Origin of the sequence: Streptosporangium sp. NPDC005286 (genome assembly GCF_040607515.1) — a bacterium.
Classification (GTDB): Bacteria; Actinomycetota; Actinomycetes; order Streptosporangiales; family Streptosporangiaceae; genus Streptosporangium.
The window spans coordinates 1-19,441 of sequence record NZ_JBEXGU010000108.1 but is presented as its reverse complement, the minus strand read 5'-3'; the positions used below and the strand labels follow the sequence as shown (position 1 = coordinate 19,441).

Here is a 19,441-nt window from a genome sequence, read left to right as displayed (position 1 = left end):
GACCGATGGCCCACCGGACACCAGGGTGGCGAACGGTCGCCTTCGGGGGGACACCCGGTGAGACGCCTCCGCGCTCACCAGCCGGCGGTGAGGAGGAGAGCACCGCCGGCTACCTCGACCCAGAAGTAGAGCCAGGAAGGGTAGAACGCTGAGGGCCGCTCGACGACGTGCGCCGTCAGCCGCCCGAACGCCATGCCCAACAGCGCCACCGCGACGGCCACCACGGCACCGCGACGGATTCCGCCGACATCGGCGAGCGCCAGGGCCAGCAGTACGGCGATGCTCACGCCGAACCCCCCGTACACGGCGCGTATCTCCGCCCGCGCTTCGGCGAGGTCCGCAACCATCCCGAACGGCCTGATCAGCGCGGCGGGCGCGATGAGTCCGTACCCGCCCATCCCCAGAAAGAAGACCGCCACGGCGATGATGACCACGGTGGCCATAGGCTCGCTCCCCATGTCTCGAAAGAGTCGTTCGCGGGAGATGATGCCGCTGTGAGCAGATCACCGCTTTCACAAACCTGCCGCGATCCCGGCGCGGTACTTTGGCTGTGGCCGGGTCAGGCCATCTACCACGGGCCTGCGCTGGACCTGGAGGCACACTCCGGCTCGGTTGCCTGCCTTGCGATCGGGCTCGACGACGTCTTCACCGTGCAGACGCGGGGACGGCCCGTACAGACCGCGCGCAGTGCCCTGATCGCACCCCGCCTCACCCACCGGCTGGTCGCCCGGGGCGACCGGATGCTCTTCTGCTACCTGGATCCGAGCTCCTCCAGGCCGCTGGCCTGCGAACGACGAATGACCTCGGGCGACTCCGATCTCGGACTCGCCCACCGCGAGGAACGGCTGCTGATCCGGTACGCCCCTCGGCCAGGCTCGGTCACCTCCGCGTCGAACTGGCTGGATCTGGCCGCGCCCCGCGGGCCCGTCCAGATCGACGCCCGCATACAGGACGCCGTCGCGCGCCTGCGTGCCGAGGTGCACCGGACCGTCTCAGCCGAGGAACTCGCCATCGGCTGTGGCCTGTCCACCTCACGGTTCCTGCATCTGTTCCCGGCCCACACCGGCACGAGCTTCCGCCGCTACCGACTGTGGACCCGGATGCTGCGCGTCGCCGAACTGATAGCCGAACGACGCGACCTCACCACCGCCGCAGCCGATGCCGGATTCGCCAGCCCTTCCCACTTCAGCGAGGCCTTCCACCGCATGTTCGGACTCCAGCCCAGTCGCCTGCTCGCCGCTGGAGTCACCGTCATCGACGCGACCGCACGGTGATTCGTTGCCGCGCCGGATGCGTGGCCTGCGTCCAAGTGCTCTCGCGCCTCCTCCAACTCCTCGACAACGTCGACATGGATTAAGCCCGGCCGATGCGAACATTCACCGGGAGTCCGGCTGTACGCGGGGAATTCGAGCCGGCCGCTGTGCGGCCAAACCCTTCCCGACCGTCGCCACGGCTGCCCCCGGGCGTGCCGGGCCGACACGAAACCGGCCCGGCGGCGGTCAGCGGGTGGGAGTGATCCCGCGGGGACGGGTCACATCTCGGTGGTCTGGGCGGCTTGCTCGGCGGCCTGGCGGATTCGTTCGATCTGCGCCTCGGTGACGTTGAGGGTGCCGAATTCCCTGACCGCCTGGTAATAGGTCCACGCGAGGCCGTTGCAGGTGTTCCTGGGGATGGTGGAATATCCCGCGCAAACCTGCTTCATATCGAAGTAGAACGCGTCGTCGATGCGCGCCTTGTTCGCCGGGAACTGGCTCACCGCCTTGTAGTTGCGGTAGCCGAAGTCGTGACGTCGGCACGGCATTCTGAAGTCGAAGCCGAGTGGCTGGTCGGGGCTGCTCGAACAGAGGTCGGTCGACCAGTCGAAGGCGTAGTCCGCCCAGCCCGCCTGGTTCTGCCAGGCAGAGCGCCAGCTGGCGGCGCTGGACGCCGTGGGCTGGCTGAAACCGGAAAGTGCGGCGAGCTTTTGCTGCAGTGTCACCGCGTAGGCGGGCAGTGTTAATCCGAGTAATGTGACGAGGGAGAGGGCGACGGCTGCGAGGGCTCGTTTGACCATGGGCTCTGCCTTTGTCTGGGGGATGCCTCTCATGGCAGGTTTCTGCCATCGCCTAACAATGAAACGAAATAACCTGATATGCCGGAACGGATCTTCGTCAAGATCGGCATAGGTGTTCGTAAACGATCGCTCTTTACAAGAATTACAACATCCTGTAATGGCGTGTTTCGAAAGGCCGAATCACAGGGGTGTGCCCCTGTTCGCGGCGGCCCGGGGGTAACGGCGGCACTGCGCGCCTGCGTCCTCCCCCCGGCCACCACCGAGGACGATCTCGTGGTCCTGCCGGACGAGCCCCGTGCCGCCGCGAAGAAACTCGCCGCATGAGGATCCGCCACGTGGTCGTCAACCAAGAAGATGTACTGCTTCTGGCCTGCGAAGGCGATTTCAACGGCATTCGGTACGCCATGACCTCGGCAGAAAAGCAGGTCCGCGCAGTTCACAGCCATGCTTGCGGTGGAGCGCGCTCCAAGTCCTAGCCTCGTTCACATGAAAGCGACATCGGAACCGCCTGTCGCCGACGCTCAGGTGGAGACCCTGCCGATCGCGGAGGTGGCCCGCAGGACGGGCCTGTCGGCCGACACCCTGCGCTACTACGAGAAGGCCGGACTGATCGACGCCGTACGGCGCACTCCCGCGGGGGTCCGCCGCTATGCGGCCGCCGATCTGGACTGGCTCGCCTTCCTGCTCCGGCTGCGCGACACCGGCATGTCGATCGCCGACATGCGGCTCTTCGCCGACCTGCGCCGGCTGGGGAACGAGAGTGTGCCCGCTCGGCTGGACCTGCTGAGCGAGCACCGCCAGATCGTCGACCGGCGCATCCGTGACCTTCGGGCGAACCTGCGCGCGCTGGACAGGAAGATCTCCCACTACCGGAACCTGTTGGAGGAGCAGTGAACGGAGCAGAGGCCCGCTACCGGCACGGCCTGGAGGTCCTCAACGCGGTCGACGGGGAAGCGGGCGCCAGGGTCATCGACTCGCTGCGCGACATCGCCCCCGATCTGGCCCGGCACATCGTGGCCTACGGCTTCGGCGAGGTCTACTCCCGTCCCGGCCTGCGCCCCGACCAGCGCCAGTTGGTCACCCTCGGCATGCTCACGGCGCTGGGCGGATGCGAGGCGCAACTGGAGGTGCACATCAACGCGGCGTTGAACGTGGGCCTGTCCGCCACCGAGATCGTCGAAGCGCTGATCCACAGCGCGGTGTACTGCGGCTTCCCCAAGGCTCTCAACGCCGTGTCCGTCGCCAAACGCGTCTTCGCCGAGCGGCGGCTGCTGCCGGTGGCGGCGCCATGAGGGCGGTCGTCGTGGCTCTCACGGGGGTACTGCTGACCACCACGGCATGCGCGGACGGAGGCGGCCAGACGCCCCCGGCCTCCAGCCCAGACCCGGGCGCGCCCGCCACGGCTCTGTACACGGACTTCTCAGCACCGACCGGAATCGCCTTCGACCGCGCCGGTGCCGTGTACGTGTCCAACTGGTCGGGCGGAACGGTCGAGCGCATCACGCCCGACGGGAACCGGTCAACCGTCGCCGAGGTGGAATCCCCTGCGGGTCTGGCCGTCGACGAGGCGGGGAACCTGTACGTCGCCGGCTACTCCGACGACGTCGTCTACCAGGTCACCCAGGCGGGCGAGAAGCGGGAGTTCGCGACCGGATTCCACACGCCGACCGGTATCGGCTTCGACTCCGCCGGAAACCTGCTGGTCTGCAACCGGGCCAGTGACGAGATCATGCGGGTCACCCCCTCAGGCCAGGTCAGCCGGGTGGCGGGAGGGTTCGACACTCCGGTCGGGGTGGTCGAGGACACGCAGGGCACGATCTTCGTCTCCAACTATGTCGGCGGCGTGCTGTCCCGGATCGGCGGGGACGGCGAAGTGGTCACGCACTCCAGCGACTTCGAGGGGCTGGGTGTCGGTATGGCCGTCGACGACGCCAACCGGCTGTTCGTCACGGATCGGGCGGCGGGCGAGATCAAACGGGTGGAATCCGACGGCACCGCGGTGACGGTGGCGTCCGGGCTGAACTCGCCGGTGGGACTGGCCTTCAACGGCGAGCTGTACGCGGCGGCCTGGGGAGACGGCGCGCTCCACCGGGTGCCGCGCGGCTGAGGCACCCGGTGGAGCGCGCCTCTCAGACCGCTCCGGACCTGTACGTGTCCGTGTGGCCGGCACCGGGCGTCACCGATCCCTGCCTCCCGTGATCACCGAAGCCGGTCCCAGGGGGGAGGGGCCGGAGGATCCGCAGGCGTGCCAGAGCCGTCAAGTCGGCACTCCCCGCCCTAGCGGAGGCCGACGATCTCGGCGTAGCGGGTCATGTCGCGCTCGTAGTTCTCGTCGCCGATGCGCGGGGAGACCACGACCTCGTCGAGCCCCAGTTCGGCACAGCGGCGGATGTAGACGGCGTCGTCCTCCCAGTCCTTCTCCGTCTTCCCCTTGGCCCGCCGGCCGACGCGCAGGGAGACCTCGGCACGGCTGCGCCCCGCGGCCGTCAGGCGCTTCTCCAGTTCCTCGGTGAAGCGGGCGATGTCGTCGTAGCTCTGGCTGTAGCCGGCCCATCCGTCGCCCAGCTCCACGATGCGGCGCAGCGTGGCCGGGCTGTTGCCGCCGACGATGATCGGGGGGTGCGGGCGCTGCGCCGGCTTGGGGAAGGCGTAGAGCGGCGGGAAGTCAACGAACTCGCCGTGGAACTCGGTCAGCTCGTCCTCGGCCCAGGTCGCCTTCATCACGCGCAGGTACTCGTCCATGCGCGCGCCGCGGCGCTCGAACGGCACGTCCAGCACCGCGTACTCCTCGGCCGACCAGCCGACACCGACGCCGACGCTGAACCGGCCGTTGGAGAGCTGGTCGACGCTGGCGATCTGCCGGGCGGTGACGATCGGGTTGCGCTGCGGGATCACCATCACGTACGTGCCGATGCGGACGCGCTCGGTGGCGGCGGCGATCGCGCCGGCCAGGACGATCGGGTCGTGCACCCCCCGGGTGGCGTTGACCTCGGTCGCGCCCGACTCCTCGTACGGGTACCTGGAGTCGTAGCGCGGCATGAAGACGACGTGCTCGGGAAGCCAGACCGAGTTGAAACCGAGTTCCTCGATGAGCTGGGCCGACTCGATGGACCAGCGTCCGGCTCGGTGGCCGGCTCCCGGGTACCACTCACTGATGCCGATCTTCACGATGCGGTCCCTTCGCTGTTCAAGAACGAGTCGCGCAGCACATGCTTCATGATCTTCATGCTGGAGTTGCGGGGCAGCTCGTCCACGAAGAAGATCTTCTGCGGCTTCTTGTATCCGGCGAGTCGCTCCCGGACGTACTCGACGACCTGCGACTCGGTGAGGGTGTGCCCCTTCCGGACCACGATGGCGACCGAGACGGCCTCGCCCCACCGGTCGTCGGGCAGACCGAACACCGCCGAGTCCGCGACCTCGTCCATGGACAGCAGAACCCGCTCGACCTCCGCCGGGTACACGTTCGCGCCGCCGCTGATGATCAGCTCCTGGGAACGCCCGGTGACGTAGAAATAGCCGGCCTCGTCCTGGTAGCCCAGGTCGCCGGTGAAGTACTCGCCGTTCACGAACACCTCCGCGGTCTTCTCCGGCCGCCCGTGATACCCGGAGAACATGGTGTCGCACTCGATGGCGAGCTCGCCGACCTGGCCCACGGGGACGGGTTTGCGATCGCTGTCCACCACCCGGACCGTGGCCGTCGGCAGCGGACGGCCCACCGAGGCGAAGATGTCCTTGGCCTGGGTTCGGCCGGTCCAGTCCTGGCGGTTGGTGATGGTGATCGGGCCGACGACCTCGGTCATGCCCCACGTCTCCACCAGCCGGTCGCCGATCACGTCCACCAGTTCGCCGGCCAGCTCCGGCGGGAGCGGGCCACCGGAGTGCAGCACGGTCTGCAGGGTGTCGAGCACCTCGGGGTACAGGCGCAGCGCTTCGAGCAGGCCGGGGATCAGTGGCGTGAGGCCCAGGGTGAAGGTCGAGCCGCGCTCCACCATGTGCCTGCCCCACTCCTCGGGGGTGGCACCCGGGATGAAGGAGACCGTGCCACCCGTGTAGAAGTGCGGGAAGATGACGCCCCAGATGCCCGACACGAAGGACCAGGCGCCGGGAAACGCGCAGTGCCCGTGCAGCGGGAGCCGATAGGCGTAGGGCACCAGCTTGGTGCAGCCCACCACGGCGCGGTGCGAGGCGAGCGCCCCCTTGGGGAAACCCGTGGTACCGCTGGTGTAGCCGATGATGGCGATGTCCTCCGGGGCGGCGGTGTGCGGCAGCGGCGCGTCGCTCGCCCGTCGCAACGCCTCGGAGTAGGACTCGGCGCCGTCGGGGAGGGGGGAGCCGACGGCGAACCACGCCTTGAGCCTCGATGCCGACCGGGTCCGCCGCACCGTGGCGGCGACCCCGTCGGTGTGCACGAGGGCCTGCGCCCCGGAGTCGGTGAGCACGTAGTCGATCTCGTCGGCGGTCAGCCGGTCGTTGACGTGCACCACGGGGTAGCCGCCGAGGGCCAGCCCGACGTAGATCTCAAGGGACTCGATCCGGTTCTCCAGGAGCGCGGCCACGTGGGTCCCCGGCTCCAGCCCCCGGTCGCGCAGCGCGTTGGCCAGCCGTCTGCCTGCCTCCAGAACCTCGGCGAAGGTCCGGCCGGTGCCCTGCGACTCGACCGCGACGCGCGCGGCGAAGCGCCTGCCGGCCTTCTCGAAGACCTCTCCCATCGTGTCGCTCATGAAAGCTCCCTGAGATCGAAAACACGGACCGCGTTAGCGGCCAAAAACAGAGCCAGCTCCTCCGCGGACAGCACCGGTGGCTCTCCCCCGAACGGCTCCGCGAGGCTGATGACCCTATCGATCCAGGTCACGAGCTCCTCGCCCCGGGGGTCCTCCTTGGTGCCGCGGATGATGTCGGAGCCGAAGACAAGCCGGTGCGCCCCCAGCTGGGACCGCATCCTGGCGACCCGCCTGCGGAACTCGGCGTAGTCGGCGAACGCGCACCGCTGCCACAGCGACAGCTCCAGATAGGCCCGCTGCCACCCGGTGGCCGAGTCGAGCGCCTCCGCCCACCATGCCTCGATGCCCGCGTGCGCGAAGACGACGGTCAGCGTGGGGTACCTGGCCAGCAGCGCGGCCACCTCGGCGGGCCGCGAGCGTACGGTCTGCAGCGGGTCACCGCCCAGTGGCGAGGTGTGGACGACGGCGGGCAGGCCCATCTCGACGAGCCGCTCGAACAGCCAGGAATGGGCCGGGTCGGCCAGCGCCCAGCCCGCCGCCGGGTAGAGCTTCACGCCGCGGCAGTTCCCCATCCCGGCCGCGTGCTCCAGGATCTGCGCGGCGTCGGGGTGTCGCGGGTCGATGCCCGCGCAGAAGAAGAGCCTGCCGGGTGCCGCGTCGGCCAGAGACTGGCAGCGGGCGTGCAGGTCGCGGATGGGCAGGTGCTCCCCCGCGGGGCGGCCCACGATCGTCCAGTCCACGACCGGCATGACCCCGGCGGCCACCCCGGCGGTGTCGAAGGCGGCGATGGTCAGCGAGCCGTCCGGGTCGCTCTGCCCCTTCCCGACGCGGCAGAAGATGTCCGCGGGGTCCCGCTCGGGGTGGGTGCGCCCCGCGGCCTGCCGCGCCCACGCCCTGCGGAGCCCTTCGGGCAGCCAGGACGCGTCCAGGATGTGCATGTGGCCGTCGACCACGAGGGGGGTGCCGGGCAACGGGTCACGCCCCGGCGAGGATGTGCACGGAGGAGACGGCGGTCTCCCAGTCGATGACACCGCCGCCGATCTGGGCCAGGCCCACCCGGGCCCGGGGCAGCTGACGGTCGCCCGCCTCGCCGCGGATCTGCTGGGTGAGCTCGAAGACCTGGGCGAGCCCGCTGGCGCCCAGGGCGTGTCCCCGGCCGACGAGGCCGCCGGAGGCGTTCACCGGCATGGCCCCGGAGCGCTCGGTACCGCCCTTCATCGCCCATTCCTGCTCCTGGCCGGGCTCGCAGAGCCCCAGCTCGCTCCAGGTGAGCAGTTCGTACGCGACGGACGCGTCGTGCACCTCGACGAAGTCGATGTCACCGGGACCGAGCCCCGCCTGCTCGTACGCCGCCAGGCCCGCGGCCTTCGCCGCGCCGGGGGCGCCCGCCAGACCCTTGGGCGGGCGGGTGGCGATCCGGGAGGCGAGGATCCTGACGTCGCGGCCCGAGCGCTCGGGGTCCGGGCGCCGGGTGACCACGACGGCCGCGGCGCCGTCGCTGATCGGGGAGCTCATCAGCACGGTGATCGGGTCGACCACGACACGGGCCTGCAGCACGTCCTGGGGTGATCCACCGAACCTGCGGTGGGCCATCGGGTTGAGCCGGGCGTTCTCCAGCGACCGCGAAGCCACCCTGGCGAGGCCCTCCATGGTCACGCCGCGGTCTTCGAAGAGTGTCCGCGCGAGGCGCGCCTGGCGGTCGACGAACGGGCTGCGATCCTGCCCGGCGTCGTCGCCCACCGCGAAGCCGTCCTCGACGTCCATACCCGAGCCGAACGCGCTGAAGGTGCGGACGCGGTCCTCGTGGTTGGCCTTCTCCACGCCCAGCGCGAGCACGGTGTCGTACATCCCCGAGGCGACCGCCATCCAGGCGAGGTGCAGGGCGTTGCCCCCGGAGGCGCACGCGTTCTCCACGTTGTGCACCGGGATCGTGCCGAACCCCAGGGGGTAGGTGACGGTCTCGCCTCTGATGCACTCCTGACCGGTGATGAGGCCGGCGAGCGCGTTGGCGAAGAACACGGCCTGGATGTCACCGACCCGGACACCGGCGTCGTCCAGTGCGGCGTTGACCGCCGCCCTGCCCAGGTCCTTCATCGAGGAGCCGAGGAACTTGCCGAACGGGGTCATGCCGACCCCGCGGATTACTGCGTCGCTCTGCATGAGAGTCGTCTATCCCCTCTGTAGGGCGGACGGTGGGGTGGGCCAGGCCGCGCTGACGCCGCCGTCGACGATCAGGCTCTGGCCGGTGACATAGCCGGCGTCGTCGGAGGCGAGGAAGGCGACGGCGGCGGCGGCCTCCTCGGGGCGGCCCTCGCGGCCCATGGGGACCACGGCGGCGCGTGCGGAGGTGGGGTCCTCGCCGAACTCGCGCCGGACCAGCGCCGAGTCGATGTTGCCGAGCACGACCGCGTTGGAGCGGATGCCGCGCGCGGCGTACCGGACGGCGATGTGCCGCATGACGGCGAGCTGTGCCGCCTTGGTGGCCTCGTAGGACAGGGAGCGGCGGCTGCTCAGCAGGCCGGCGGTGGAGCCGACGAAGACGAACGAGCCCTGCGATCGATCGAGCATCGGCTGCAGCGCCGCCTGGGCGGTGAGCCAGTGCGACCGGACGTTGACCGTCTCGGAGCGTTCCCACTCCGGAACGCTCTGCGCCTTGATCGGCTCCCGGCCCGAGACGCCTACGTTGCACACGACGACGTCGAGCCGGTGATAGGTGCCGAGCGCCGCCGCCACGGCCGCCGTGCAGGACTCCGCGTCGGCGGCGTCCACCTCGACCGCGAGGCCGGGGACGGCCAGCGCGTCCACGGTCGCCTGGGCCCGGCCGAGGTCGATGTCACCGACCACGACGGTGGCGCCCTCGGCGGCCAGGCGCAGGGCGATCGCCCTGCCGTTGCCCATCGGGAACGACTCCCCGGGACGCGCCGGCCCGTGGCTGCCGCCGCCGAGCACGTACGCGACCCGGCCGGCCAGCCGGCCCTGGATCGACACCTTTCCCCCTGTTCCAGCCATCACGGCTCAGTAGCTGCGCGGCAGACCGAGGACCTGCTGCGCGATGAAGTTGAGGGACATCTCCTGGCTGACCGGAGCCAGCCGCATGATCCGTGCCTCGCGCCAGTAGCGCTCGACGTGGAACTCGTGCGCGTACCCCAGCCCGCCGTGGGTCTGTACGGCCCGGTCGGCGGCGTCGTACCCGGCCTGCGCGGCCAGATATTTGGCGATGTTCGCCTCGGCGCCGCAGGAAAGGTCCGCGTCATAGCGGCCCGCCGCCACCATGGTCATCTGCCAGGCGGCCTCAAGGCGCGCGTAGGCGTCGGCGAGCGGGTGGCTGATGGCCTGGTTGCTGCCGATCGGCCGGTCGAAGACCTCGCGCACCTTGGCGTATTCGGTGGCGCGGCGCAGTGCCGCGTAGCCGATCCCGATGGCCTCGGCGGCGATCAGGATCCGCTCGGGGTTCATGCCGGACAGGATGTGTTTGAAACCCTTGCCCTCCTCGCCGACCAGGCGCCAGCCCTCCACCGGTAGCCGGTCGTAGAAGGTCTCGCAGCTGGCGACGGCATTCCTGCCCACCTTGGGAATGGGCCGGATGTCGACGTGGTCGCGGTCCAGGTCGATCAGGAACAGGCTGAGGCCCTCGAACCGGCGCCGCCCTTCGTCGGGCGCGGGGGAGGTGCGGGCCAGGATCAGCGCGACGTCGGACTCCAGCGCCTTGCTCGTCCAGATCTTCTGGCCGGAGATCACCCAGCCGTCGCCGTCGCGCTCGGCCATCGTCTTGATCCGGGAGGTGTCGGTGCCGGCGTCCGGCTCGGTGACCGCGAAGGCGACGTGCAGCCTGCCCTCGGCCGACGGGGGCAGGAACGTCTTCTTGAGCCGCTCGTTGCCGAACTTGAGCACCGGCTGCAGCCCGAAGAGGTTCATGTGCAGCGCCGTGCAGCCGTTCATGGCCGCCCCGGACGCGGCGACCTCGCGCAGCAGGATCGCCGCCTCGGTGACGCCCCGGCCCGCGCCGCCGTAATCCTCCGGCAGCGCGATCCCGAGCCAGCCGCCCTCCGCCATGGCGTTGAAGAACTCCCACGGGAACCGGTGTTCCTGGTCGCAGGAGGCCCAGTACTCATCGGTGAACTCGGCGCACCGGTCGCGGATCGCGGAGGCGATCAGCTCGTGGTCGGGGTCGGCGTACTCACGCCTCATGCCGACCTGGCCGACGGGTTCGCGGCGCCGGTGAACTCCAGGATGAGCTTGCGCGCGTCGGCGGACTCGTAGGGGAGCATGTGCGCGGCGTCCTGGATGACCACGCTGCGCGCGTGCGGCAGGTGCTCGGTCCACTGGCCGGCGAGGGAGGACGGCACCACGCCGTCCTGCGCGCCCCAGAGCAGCAGCACCGGTACGTCGGCGAGCCGGTAGAGCCGTTCGGCGATCCCGGTGTCCGGGATGGGGAACAGGTAGTTGCTCGCGGCGCCCAGCACCTGGACCCGGCGGATGACGGCCAGCCCGGCCTCGTGGGCGTCGGCGGGCTTCGGCAGGTGCGCGGCGGCGACCGGGCCGTTCGGGTCGGTGTAGACCAGCGGGGCGAGGTCCCGGGGCAGCAGCGCGAACATGTCGGCTCCGGGGTCGGCCTCGTCGAACATGCCCCACGGCGCCATCAGCGCGAGGGACTCGACCCGGCCGGGCTGGGCCGCGGCCATCTCGGCGGCCAGCGTGGCCCCGATGCCGTGCCCGACCAGGCGAACGGTACCGGTCTCCAGCCGGTCCAGCGCCCACCAGACAGCCAGGGCCATGTCGGCGAGGCTGGAGGCGGGGCGGACCGAGGTGGAGGCACCCCAGCCTGGCAGGTGGACGACGAGGACCCGGCCGGTCTCCAGCAGCTCGCCGGAGAGCGGGGGCTCCTCGAACGCCCCCCACTCGCTGTGCAGGTAGACCAGAACGGGGCCGTCGGCCGTGCCGTACTCGTCGACGATCGTGAGGTCGCCCTGGTGCGGGCCCTCGAAGTCGTGCCGGATGCTCACTTCGCCACCGCCTTCACGGGAGCCACCTGCGCCGGCTCGAAGCCGGGGATCGGCTTGGGCCACCATCTGTGCTCGTAATCGGAAAAGACCCCGGACAGGCCGGGCGCCACCTTGGTGGCGAACAGCTCGATGTTGTTCATCGCCTTGTCACGCGGCATGTCGCCGATGTGCATCAGGGCGATCCAGTTGCCGATGCGCATCGTGGTCGACAAGTGCTCCAGCTTTTCCCTGACCGTGCTGGGGCTGCCCGCGATGATGATGCCGAGGTCGACGAAGTCCTCCCACTCGTACTCCTTCGCCGCCCGGAAGCTGTCCGGCCTGGCGGTCGACTTCGCACCCGGGGGCGGGAGCACCGCGGCGAGGGACTCGACGCTCTTGTAGCCGGGAGCCTCGGCGAAGCCCGGGTAGGTGTGGGTGCACCGGCGGTAGAAGTACTTCACGTGGTCGGCGTAGAGGCGCTTGGCCTCCTCGTCGGTGTCGGCGACCAGGATCGGCTGGAACATGCCCACCCGGTACGGGTTGTCGTCGACGCCGGCGGCCTCGGCGCGGTCCCAGAAACGGCGCAGCATCGAGCTGGAGAACTCGGTGCCGAAGTAGGAGAGGAAGAAGAACGGGAACTCGCGCCTGATGGCGAAGTCCATGGTCTCCAGGGAGCCGCTGCCGGGCACCCAGATGGGCGGGTGCGGCTGCTGGAGCGGCTTGGGCCAGGGGTTGACGTAGCGCAGCTTGGTGAACCGGCCGTTGTGGCTGAACACCTCCTGGGACTGCCATGCCTTGAGGATCAGCTCGAAGCCCTCGTAGTACCGCTCGCGCACGGTGGCGGGCTTGATGCCGTAGGCGTAGTTGGTGTCCTGACTGCTGCCGAGCGGGAACCCGGTGATGAGCCGGCCGCCGCTGATCACGTCGAGCATGGCGAGCTCTTCGGCGATCCGGATGGGCGGGTTGTACAGCGGCACCGCGTCACCCATGACCAGGATCTTCGCGTCGGTGTCGGCGGTGCGGCGGGCCAGCGAGGCGGCCATCATGTTCGGGCTCGACATCAGGCCGTAGGCGTTGCTGTGGTGCTCGTTGACGCCGATCGCGTCGAAGCCCATTCGCGCCGCGTGCTCAAGCTCGTCCAGGTAGTCGTTGTAGAGATGGTGGATCCGCTGCACATCCATGAGGCGCGGGTCGATGTCCACCCAGACGCTCCGGTGTTTCTGAGCGAAGTCCTCAGGAAGCCCGTCAAAGGGCATCAGGTGAAAGTAAGTGAACTTCACGCTTGTCCTTCTGCAGTGAGTTGGCCGGAGAGTTCAGCCCGCCCGGAGCTTATCAAACGCTTGCTTTATAAATCAAACGCTTGCTTTACTATTTGGGTGCGGCCGCCTGCTCCGGCGGGATCGGGTGGGTCAGGAAAGCCGCCGTACCAGCAGGTCGAGCTCCTGTTTGAAGTCCTCGATGACGGACAGATCCGCCAGATCGTTGACCTGGTGCCAGTTGTCGCGGATCTCCTCGGGCGACACCGAGCGGGAGAAGTAGCCCGGTGCCTGGGCGACGACCACCCGCGCCACGCGCCCGCCGCCGACGTTGTACACCTCACCGCTCACCGTGCACTCCCGGTCGGCGAGCCAGACCACCAGGGGCGAGACCAGAGCGGGGTCGAGACTGTCGGCCAGATCGCCGAGCAGGTCCTCGGTCATCCGGGTGCGCGCGCCCGGCTCGATGGCGTTGACCTGGATGCCGTGGCGGGCGCCCTCCAGGGCCAGCGTCTTGGTGACGCCGATGATGCCCGCCTTGGCCGCCGCGTAGGCCGTCTGACCGAAGTTGCCGAACAGGCCGGCGGCGGAGGTGGTGTTGATGATCCGCCCGTACCGCTGCTCGGTGAAGAGCGGCCAGGCGGCCTTCGTCATCCACACGGTCCCGCCCAGGTGGACCGCGAGCACCGGGTCCACCTCGGCCGGACTCAGCTTGGCCATCGTCCTGTCGCGCAGGATCCCGGCGTTGTTGACCAGGATGTCCAGCCGGCCGAAGGTCTCGACCGCGCGGGCGACCACCTGCGCGGCGCCCTCAGGGGTGCTGATGTCGGTGGCGTCGGCCACCGCGCGCCCGCCCGCCTCGGTGATCTCCTTGATCACCTGCTCGGCGGGGGTCAGCTCCGCACCGGCGCCGTCCAGTGCCGCGCCGACGTCGTTCACCACGACGGCCGCTCCGCGCTCCGCGAGGAGGAGCGCGTGCGCGCGGCCGAGCCCGCGGCCCGCGCCGGTGACGACGGCGACCTGCCCGTCCAATCTGATTTCGCTCACTGAGTTGGCTCCTTGGCTCCAGGTGGAATGGGGGCGCTGATCCGGCCGGGTCATGTCCTAACCGAACAGGGCGGTCATGACCTCGGGGCGCGACCTGAGCGAGTCCGGGTCCCCCTCGGCGACGATCGCGCCGCGGTGCATGACGTAGAGGTAGTCGCTGACGGCGAGCGCCAACTCCGCGTTCTGCTCGACCAACAGGATGGTCGAGCCCGTCTCGTGCAGCGTGGAGATGGTGGTGAACAGGACGTCGACGATCGAAGGGGCGAGCCCCATCGACGGCTCATCCAGGAGCAGCACATCGGGCCGGGTCATCAGGGCCCTGCCCACCGCCAGCATCTGCTGCTCCCCGCCGCTCATCAGCCCGGCGTACTGGGTCCGCCGGGCGGCGAGGACCGGGAACAGGTCGTAGACCCGATCGATCTGCTGCTGGAAGTCGGCCTTGTCTCTACGCTTGGCGTACGTCGCGAGCTCCAGGTTCTCCAGCACGGTGAGCGAGGGTGCGATCCTGCGCCCCTCGGCAACCAGGGCGACGCCCGCCCGGACGAGCCGGTGGCAGGGCCAGCCGGTGACGTCCTTGCCACCGACCAGGACCGTGCCCGACGCCGGCCGGTGCAGCCCGGCGATGGAGTTCAAGGTCGTCGTCTTGCCGGCCCCGTTGGCCCCGACCAGCGCGACGAGCGCGCCCTTCGGCACCTGGATGTCGACGTTCCGGACGGCCTCAACCACGCCGTGCGCGGCGCAGAGTCTCGATACGCCGAGCATCGGATCGCTTGCCAAAGTAGGCCTCCCTGACATCGGGTTGTTCCAGGCACCAGGCGAGGGTGCCCACGGCGAGCACGGCGCCGGAGTTCATGACGGTCACCTCGTCGCAGAACTCCTCGACGAGCCGCATATTGTGTTCGATCAGGACCAGGGTCAGGCCCTCGCCCCTGAGTCGCAGCAGCAGCTCGCCGATCTGCTGCGACTCCGCGTCGTTCATGCCGGCGGTCGGCTCGTCGAGCAAGAGCACCCTCGGCTCGGTGGCGAGCGCCCTGGCGATCTCCACCCGCCGCTGCTCGCCGTACGAGAGGGTCTCGGCCAGCGCGTCGGGGGATGCCTCGACACCCACCTGCTCGAGCAGGCCGAGCGCCTTCTCCCTGACCTCGGCCCGCTCCCTGCGCTCGGCGCGGCTCAGCGTGATCGCGCCCAGGATGGTGGAGCGCCGCCGGGTGTACGCGCCGGTGGCGACCGTCTCCAGGACGGTCATGCCGGGGAAGAGCCGGATGTTCTGGTAGGTGCGCGCCACACCCTCGCGGGCGATCCGGTAGGGGACCAGGCCGTGCGTCTCTTTGCCGTGCACCCGGATCGCGCCGCTGTCGGGCGACAGGAAACCGCTGATCATGTTCAGGACGGTCGTCTTGCCTGCCCCGTTCGGGCCGAGCAGGCCGTAGATGCTCCGCTGCGGAACCCGCATGTTCACGTCGGACACCGCGCGCAGGCCGCCGAACGTCTTGACGAGGCCCTCGATCTCGACCGCGAGGACGTCACCGGGGCTGTCCTGGACCGGCATGGTGCTCATTCGGGGACCACCGCCTCCTTGCCGATTGCCTTCTCGTGCGCGGTCTCGGATGTGGCGCCCGGCCTCCTCCGCAGCATGCGGAACCTCCGTAGGTCGACCAGCCCGCGGGGCAGGTAGACGATGATGAGGATGAGCAGCAGGCCGGTGACGATGTCGTCGAACTCACCGAGCGGGCCGCGCAGCAGCTCGGGCAGAGCGGTGAAGACCACGGCGCCGATGACCGGGCCGAACCAGTGATAGGCCCCGCCGAGGACCACCGCGGCCAGGGTGACGAAGCCCATGTGCGTGTAGAACGTGTCCGGCCCGATGTACTGCAGGAAGCTCGACTGGAGCACGCCCGCGACACCGCCGAACACCCCGGACAGCACGAAGCCCACCAGTTGCACGGTACGCGGAGCGATCCCCAGGGACTGCGCCACGGCCGGGTCCTCCCGTACCGCGGACGCCGCCAGCCCGAAGCGCGAGCCGCGCAGCCGGGCCAGCACGAAGGTGGCGAGCGCCAGGCAACCGAGGCACCAGAACCAGGTGCCCAGGTCGCCGGGGACCAGCATGCCGGCCGCGCCCCCGGTGAAGCCCTCCAGGTTGATCACCAGGACGCGGCCGATGAGGACCAGCGCGATCGTGGCCATCGCCAGGTAGTGGCTGTCTAGCCGCAGGACCAGGAACGCGGTGAGGATCCCCAGCAGCCCTCCGCCCACGGCGCCGATGGCGATCCCCGCCACCGGGGGCAGCCCGAAGGTCAGCACCGCCCATCCGAAGGTGAACGAGCTGACCGCGCCGAAGAAGACCGGCGCCAGGCTGAGTACGCCGGTCCACAGGGAGGCGTAGATGCTGAGCGCGAAGAGCGCGCTGACTCCCGCGAACTGCAGAGTCGTGCTCCAGGCAGCGATGTTCATGTGCTCTCGACCTCTTCAGCCATGAAGCGTGGACTAGGCGCGGCTCAGTCGGCGTTCGCCGAACATCCCCTGTGGGCGAACCACGAGGATGACGAGCAGCACGCCGAATGTGATCGCGTCGCGGAAGCCCGAGGAGATGTACTGGGCGCTGACCACCTCAAGGATGCCGATCATGAAACCGGCCAGGGTGGCCCCCCGGATGTCCCCGTAGCCCCCGACGACCACCGCGGCGAAGCCCTTGAGCAGCAGCGCCTCGCCCAGGTCGAACGAGACGTTGTTCGAGGACAGACCGGCCAGGACACCCGCGAGCCCGGCGATGGCGGCCGCGGTGAAGGCGACGAGCCGGAGCGTGCGGGCCGAGTTGACCCCCACGATGGTGGCCGACCTCGGGTCGACGGAGACCGCGCGGACCGCGGCGCCGAACCGGGTGCGGGTGAGCACCTGGTGCAGCCCGATGGCCACGAGCAGCGCGGCGACGATGTTGAGCAACTGCGCCGGGAGGATCACCAGGTCCCCCAGCCGGATCGGGCTCGCCTGGACCGCGCGGTCGGGGAAGCTGGTCGCGGAGTCCTTGCTCACCGCCTGCGCGGCGGTGAGCAATATGATCCACACACCGATACTGGCGATGATCGGCGCGAAATGGCCCGCATTGCGACGACGCAGCGGTTCAAAGGCCACGATGTCCGCCAGAACTCCGATGAGCCCGGCGGCCATCACCCCCGCCAGCAGGGCCAGGGGGAAGGGCAGCCCCAGGTCCACCACGGCGAGGTAGGCCACCAGGGCACCCCAGGTGGCGAAGGTGCCGTGGGCGACGTTCAGCACGCCCATCTTTGTGAGGATCAGCGCGAACCCCACGCCGAACAGCGCATAGACAGCTCCGAGGGCGAGGCCGTTCACGAGTTGTTGGATGACGAGTGTCACGACCGCTTCCTCCAGGAGAAACGTAAATCAAGCGCTCGCTTTACTTGACGCTATCGGCCTCCTGCCTGCCATGTCAACGTTAATCAAGCACTTGCTTCACAGTCTCGGCGGCATTACGGTTAAGCGTTGCGCGAGTGCCCTCGCGGGTTCGGCGCGCGTTCTGTGCCGGCCTCCCCGCACGACGATTGGCTGCGCTTCCATGCCACCACCCAGCACGCTCCCACCAGAAAAGGCCGTCCGCCTGCTCCCGGAGAACGCCCACATCGTGGGCGCCCCAGGCTGTGGCACGCCGGAGACCCTGCTCCGCGCCCTGGGCGAGACCGCGGACCTGCTCCACGCCCCCACCCTCTACTCAGGACTCCAACTGGGCGGCTACCCGTTCCTCGACGCCGTACGGCAGGGCCACCTGCGCTACCTCACCTGGCATCCCTACGGCCCGGCCAGGCGCTCGGTCGCCGCCGGGTTCGGCGAGTACGTGCCGACCCGCGCCTCCGCCGTCCCCGGCCTGCTCGACCACTGGAACACCGACGCCGCGCTGGTGCGGGTGTCGCCGCCGGACCGGAACGGGTATTGCAGCCTGGGCCCGTCCGCCAGCTATGTCAGGGCCGCCGTCACGCGGGCGCGGGTCGTGCTCGCGGAGGTCGACCCGCTGGTCCCCCGCACGTACGGCGACACCACCCTGCACGTCTCGGAGATCACCGCGCTGGTCGAGGCCGACACCCCGATGTGCGAGTTCCACGAGGCGGCCCGCGACGAGGTCAGCGACCGCATCGCGGCGCACGTCCTGGACCTGCTGCCGGAGCGGCCCGTGCTGCAGTTCGGCCTCGGCTCGATCCCGGAGTCCCTCATCCACGGCCTGGCACACAGTGACCTGCGCGGCGCCCAGGTCATCGGGATGGCGACCGACGCCATGGTGGCGCTCTTCGAGCGCGGCGTGCTCAGCCCGCTGAGCGTGATGCCCTCCCCCGCGATCTCGGCGGTGGAACTCATGGGCACCCGGATCCTGATGGACTTCGCCGACCGCAACCCCGCGATCGGCGTCTTCGACAGCCGCACCGGCCACACGCCCCGGTACCTGGGCGGCCTGCCCGGCGTGGTGTCGGTCAACTCGGCCGTCGAGGTCGACCTGTTCGGCCAGGTCAACTCCGAGACCGTACGCGGAATCCAGGTCTCGGGGATCGGCGGCAGCATCGACTTCGTCGAGGGCGCCTACGGGTCGCCCGGCGGCCTGTCCGTCATCGCGATCGGCTCCAGGACGGCCGACGGCCGGCACAGCAGGATCGTCCCCGCGCTGGCGTCCGACGCGGTGGTGACCGTCCCCCGGCACACGCCCGACGTGGTCGTGACCGAATACGGCGTCGCCTGGCTGCGCGGCAGGACCCGGGCCGAGCGCGCGGAGTCACTCGCCTCCGTCGCCCACCCCGACCACCGGGCCGGACTGATGTCCGCGTCCGGAGCAGTGACCACAGCGAAATGAGGGATCAACGGTGACCGTACACACCCGGCGCGGGCTCTACTTCGAGGAGATGCACGTCGGTGACGTCTTCAAGCACGAACCCGGCCGCACCATCACCGAGGCCGACAACGTGCTGTTCTGCAGCATCACCCTGAACGCCCAGTCCCTGCACCTGGACGCGGTCCGCTCGGCCGAGAGCGAGTTCGGCCAGCGACTGGTGAACAGCCTGCTCACGCTGGGCATCGTGTGCGGGATCGGCGTCGGCGACCTCACCCAGAAGACGACGGTGGCCAACCTCGGCTTCGGCGAGATCTCCTTCCCCGCGCCGGTGTTCATCGGTGACACCCTTTACTGCGAGAGCGAGATCATCGACAAGCGGGCCTCCGCCTCACGCCCCCGCCAGGGCATCGTGACGCTGGAGCACCGGGGCCTCAACCAGGACGGCACCGTCGTCTGCCGCGCCCGGCGGACCGCGCTGGTCAATTTCGCTCCCGAGGACGAGGCCGCGCGGGCCTGAGCGGAAACGGCGGGGGCGGGCACCGTTCGGTGCC

Annotated in this window: 21 protein-coding genes; 6 read left to right on the top strand and 15 right to left on the bottom strand. The window is 69.8% G+C overall.

Features of this window, described 5'->3' with window-relative positions; genetic code table 11:
- Positions 1-74: 74 nt before the first annotated feature.
- Positions 75-443, bottom strand: coding sequence for a DUF4345 family protein (locus tag ABZU75_RS30975; RefSeq protein ID WP_355561791.1), 369 nt, complete (start codon positions 441-443; stop codon positions 75-77).
- A gap of 51 nt (positions 444-494) precedes the next feature.
- On the opposite strand from ABZU75_RS30975, the gene ABZU75_RS30970 reads away from it, so the two are divergent.
- On the top strand, positions 495-1,274 hold the full coding sequence (locus tag ABZU75_RS30970; protein ID WP_355561788.1) for an AraC family transcriptional regulator: 780 nt from the start codon (positions 495-497) through the stop codon (positions 1,272-1,274).
- A gap of 257 nt (positions 1,275-1,531) precedes the next feature.
- Here the strand turns inward: ABZU75_RS30970 and ABZU75_RS30965 are convergent, their stop codons facing one another.
- Complete coding sequence (locus tag ABZU75_RS30965) at positions 1,532-2,053, bottom strand: phospholipase (protein ID WP_355561786.1); 522 nt, start codon at positions 2,051-2,053, stop codon at positions 1,532-1,534.
- Positions 2,054-2,539: 486 nt separating this feature from the next.
- Here ABZU75_RS30965 and ABZU75_RS30960 point away from each other — a divergent pair, with 486 nt between their 5' ends.
- The 3 genes from ABZU75_RS30960 to ABZU75_RS30950 are packed head-to-tail and all read left to right on the top strand — an operon-like array spanning position 2,540 to position 4,160.
- Positions 2,540-2,947, top strand: coding sequence for a MerR family transcriptional regulator (locus ABZU75_RS30960; RefSeq protein WP_355561784.1), 408 nt, complete (start codon positions 2,540-2,542; stop codon positions 2,945-2,947).
- Positions 2,944-3,345 carry a carboxymuconolactone decarboxylase family protein gene (locus ABZU75_RS30955; RefSeq protein WP_350911027.1) on the top strand — a complete coding sequence of 134 codons (402 nt, stop codon included), beginning with the start codon at positions 2,944-2,946 and terminating at the stop codon, positions 3,343-3,345. Before ABZU75_RS30960 ends, ABZU75_RS30955 begins: the two co-directional genes overlap by 4 nt.
- Complete coding sequence (locus ABZU75_RS30950; protein WP_355561780.1) at positions 3,342-4,160, top strand: SBBP repeat-containing protein; 819 nt, start codon at positions 3,342-3,344, stop codon at positions 4,158-4,160. The genes ABZU75_RS30955 and ABZU75_RS30950 overlap by 4 nt, the downstream gene beginning before the upstream one ends.
- A 170-nt stretch (positions 4,161-4,330) precedes the next feature.
- Here ABZU75_RS30950 and ABZU75_RS30945 read toward each other — a convergent pair whose 3' ends face one another.
- From ABZU75_RS30945 to ABZU75_RS30885, 13 genes are all read right to left on the bottom strand, one after another.
- Positions 4,331-5,221 carry an LLM class F420-dependent oxidoreductase gene (locus ABZU75_RS30945; RefSeq protein ID WP_355561777.1) on the bottom strand — a complete coding sequence of 297 codons (891 nt, stop codon included), beginning with the start codon at positions 5,219-5,221 and terminating at the stop codon, positions 4,331-4,333.
- Entirely contained in the window at positions 5,218-6,774 is a 1,557-nt protein-coding gene (locus ABZU75_RS30940) for a class I adenylate-forming enzyme family protein (RefSeq protein WP_355561774.1), read from the bottom strand. Before ABZU75_RS30940 ends, ABZU75_RS30945 begins: the two co-directional genes overlap by 4 nt.
- Positions 6,771-7,745 (bottom strand): amidohydrolase family protein, encoded by a 975-nt coding sequence (locus ABZU75_RS30935; RefSeq protein WP_355561771.1) that lies wholly within the window; start codon positions 7,743-7,745, stop codon positions 6,771-6,773. Before ABZU75_RS30935 ends, ABZU75_RS30940 begins: the two co-directional genes overlap by 4 nt.
- Before the next feature lie 4 nt (positions 7,746-7,749).
- The gene (locus ABZU75_RS30930) at positions 7,750-8,934 is read right to left on the bottom strand and encodes a thiolase family protein (protein ID WP_355561769.1); all 1,185 of its coding nucleotides are present in this window, start codon (positions 8,932-8,934) and stop codon (positions 7,750-7,752) included.
- Positions 8,935-8,943: 9 nt separating this feature from the next.
- Positions 8,944-9,762, bottom strand: coding sequence for an SDR family NAD(P)-dependent oxidoreductase (locus tag ABZU75_RS30925; protein ID WP_355561766.1), 819 nt, complete (start codon positions 9,760-9,762; stop codon positions 8,944-8,946).
- A 27-nt stretch (positions 9,763-9,789) separates the two neighbouring features.
- Positions 9,790-10,962, bottom strand: coding sequence for an acyl-CoA dehydrogenase family protein (locus tag ABZU75_RS30920; RefSeq protein ID WP_355561763.1), 1,173 nt, complete (start codon positions 10,960-10,962; stop codon positions 9,790-9,792).
- Entirely contained in the window at positions 10,959-11,777 is an 819-nt protein-coding gene (locus tag ABZU75_RS30915) for an alpha/beta fold hydrolase (protein WP_355561760.1), read from the bottom strand. The genes ABZU75_RS30920 and ABZU75_RS30915 overlap by 4 nt, the downstream gene beginning before the upstream one ends.
- Positions 11,774-13,036 carry an LLM class flavin-dependent oxidoreductase gene (locus ABZU75_RS30910; protein WP_350911011.1) on the bottom strand — a complete coding sequence of 421 codons (1,263 nt, stop codon included), beginning with the start codon at positions 13,034-13,036 and terminating at the stop codon, positions 11,774-11,776. The genes ABZU75_RS30915 and ABZU75_RS30910 overlap by 4 nt, the downstream gene beginning before the upstream one ends.
- A gap of 129 nt (positions 13,037-13,165) precedes the next feature.
- Positions 13,166-14,059 carry an SDR family NAD(P)-dependent oxidoreductase gene (locus ABZU75_RS30905; RefSeq protein WP_355561757.1) on the bottom strand — a complete coding sequence of 298 codons (894 nt, stop codon included), beginning with the start codon at positions 14,057-14,059 and terminating at the stop codon, positions 13,166-13,168.
- 57 nt (positions 14,060-14,116) lie between these two features.
- Positions 14,117-14,836 (bottom strand): ABC transporter ATP-binding protein, encoded by a 720-nt coding sequence (locus ABZU75_RS30900; RefSeq protein ID WP_350911007.1) that lies wholly within the window; start codon positions 14,834-14,836, stop codon positions 14,117-14,119.
- Positions 14,778-15,617 (bottom strand): ABC transporter ATP-binding protein, encoded by an 840-nt coding sequence (locus tag ABZU75_RS30895; protein WP_355561755.1) that lies wholly within the window; start codon positions 15,615-15,617, stop codon positions 14,778-14,780. The genes ABZU75_RS30900 and ABZU75_RS30895 overlap by 59 nt, the downstream gene beginning before the upstream one ends.
- Entirely contained in the window at positions 15,614-16,513 is a 900-nt protein-coding gene (locus tag ABZU75_RS30890; protein ID WP_355561753.1) for a branched-chain amino acid ABC transporter permease, read from the bottom strand. Before ABZU75_RS30890 ends, ABZU75_RS30895 begins: the two co-directional genes overlap by 4 nt.
- A gap of 33 nt (positions 16,514-16,546) precedes the next feature.
- The gene (locus ABZU75_RS30885; RefSeq protein WP_355561750.1) at positions 16,547-17,434 is read right to left on the bottom strand and encodes a branched-chain amino acid ABC transporter permease; all 888 of its coding nucleotides are present in this window, start codon (positions 17,432-17,434) and stop codon (positions 16,547-16,549) included.
- 199 nt (positions 17,435-17,633) lie between these two features.
- Between ABZU75_RS30885 and ABZU75_RS30880 the strand changes: the two genes are divergently transcribed.
- Both ABZU75_RS30880 and ABZU75_RS30875 read left to right on the top strand, forming a co-directional pair.
- Positions 17,634-18,911, top strand: coding sequence for an acetyl-CoA hydrolase/transferase C-terminal domain-containing protein (locus ABZU75_RS30880; protein ID WP_355561747.1), 1,278 nt, complete (start codon positions 17,634-17,636; stop codon positions 18,909-18,911).
- A gap of 10 nt (positions 18,912-18,921) precedes the next feature.
- Positions 18,922-19,407 (top strand): MaoC family dehydratase, encoded by a 486-nt coding sequence (locus ABZU75_RS30875; RefSeq protein WP_350910997.1) that lies wholly within the window; start codon positions 18,922-18,924, stop codon positions 19,405-19,407.
- The last annotated feature ends 34 nt before the right edge of the window (positions 19,408-19,441 follow it).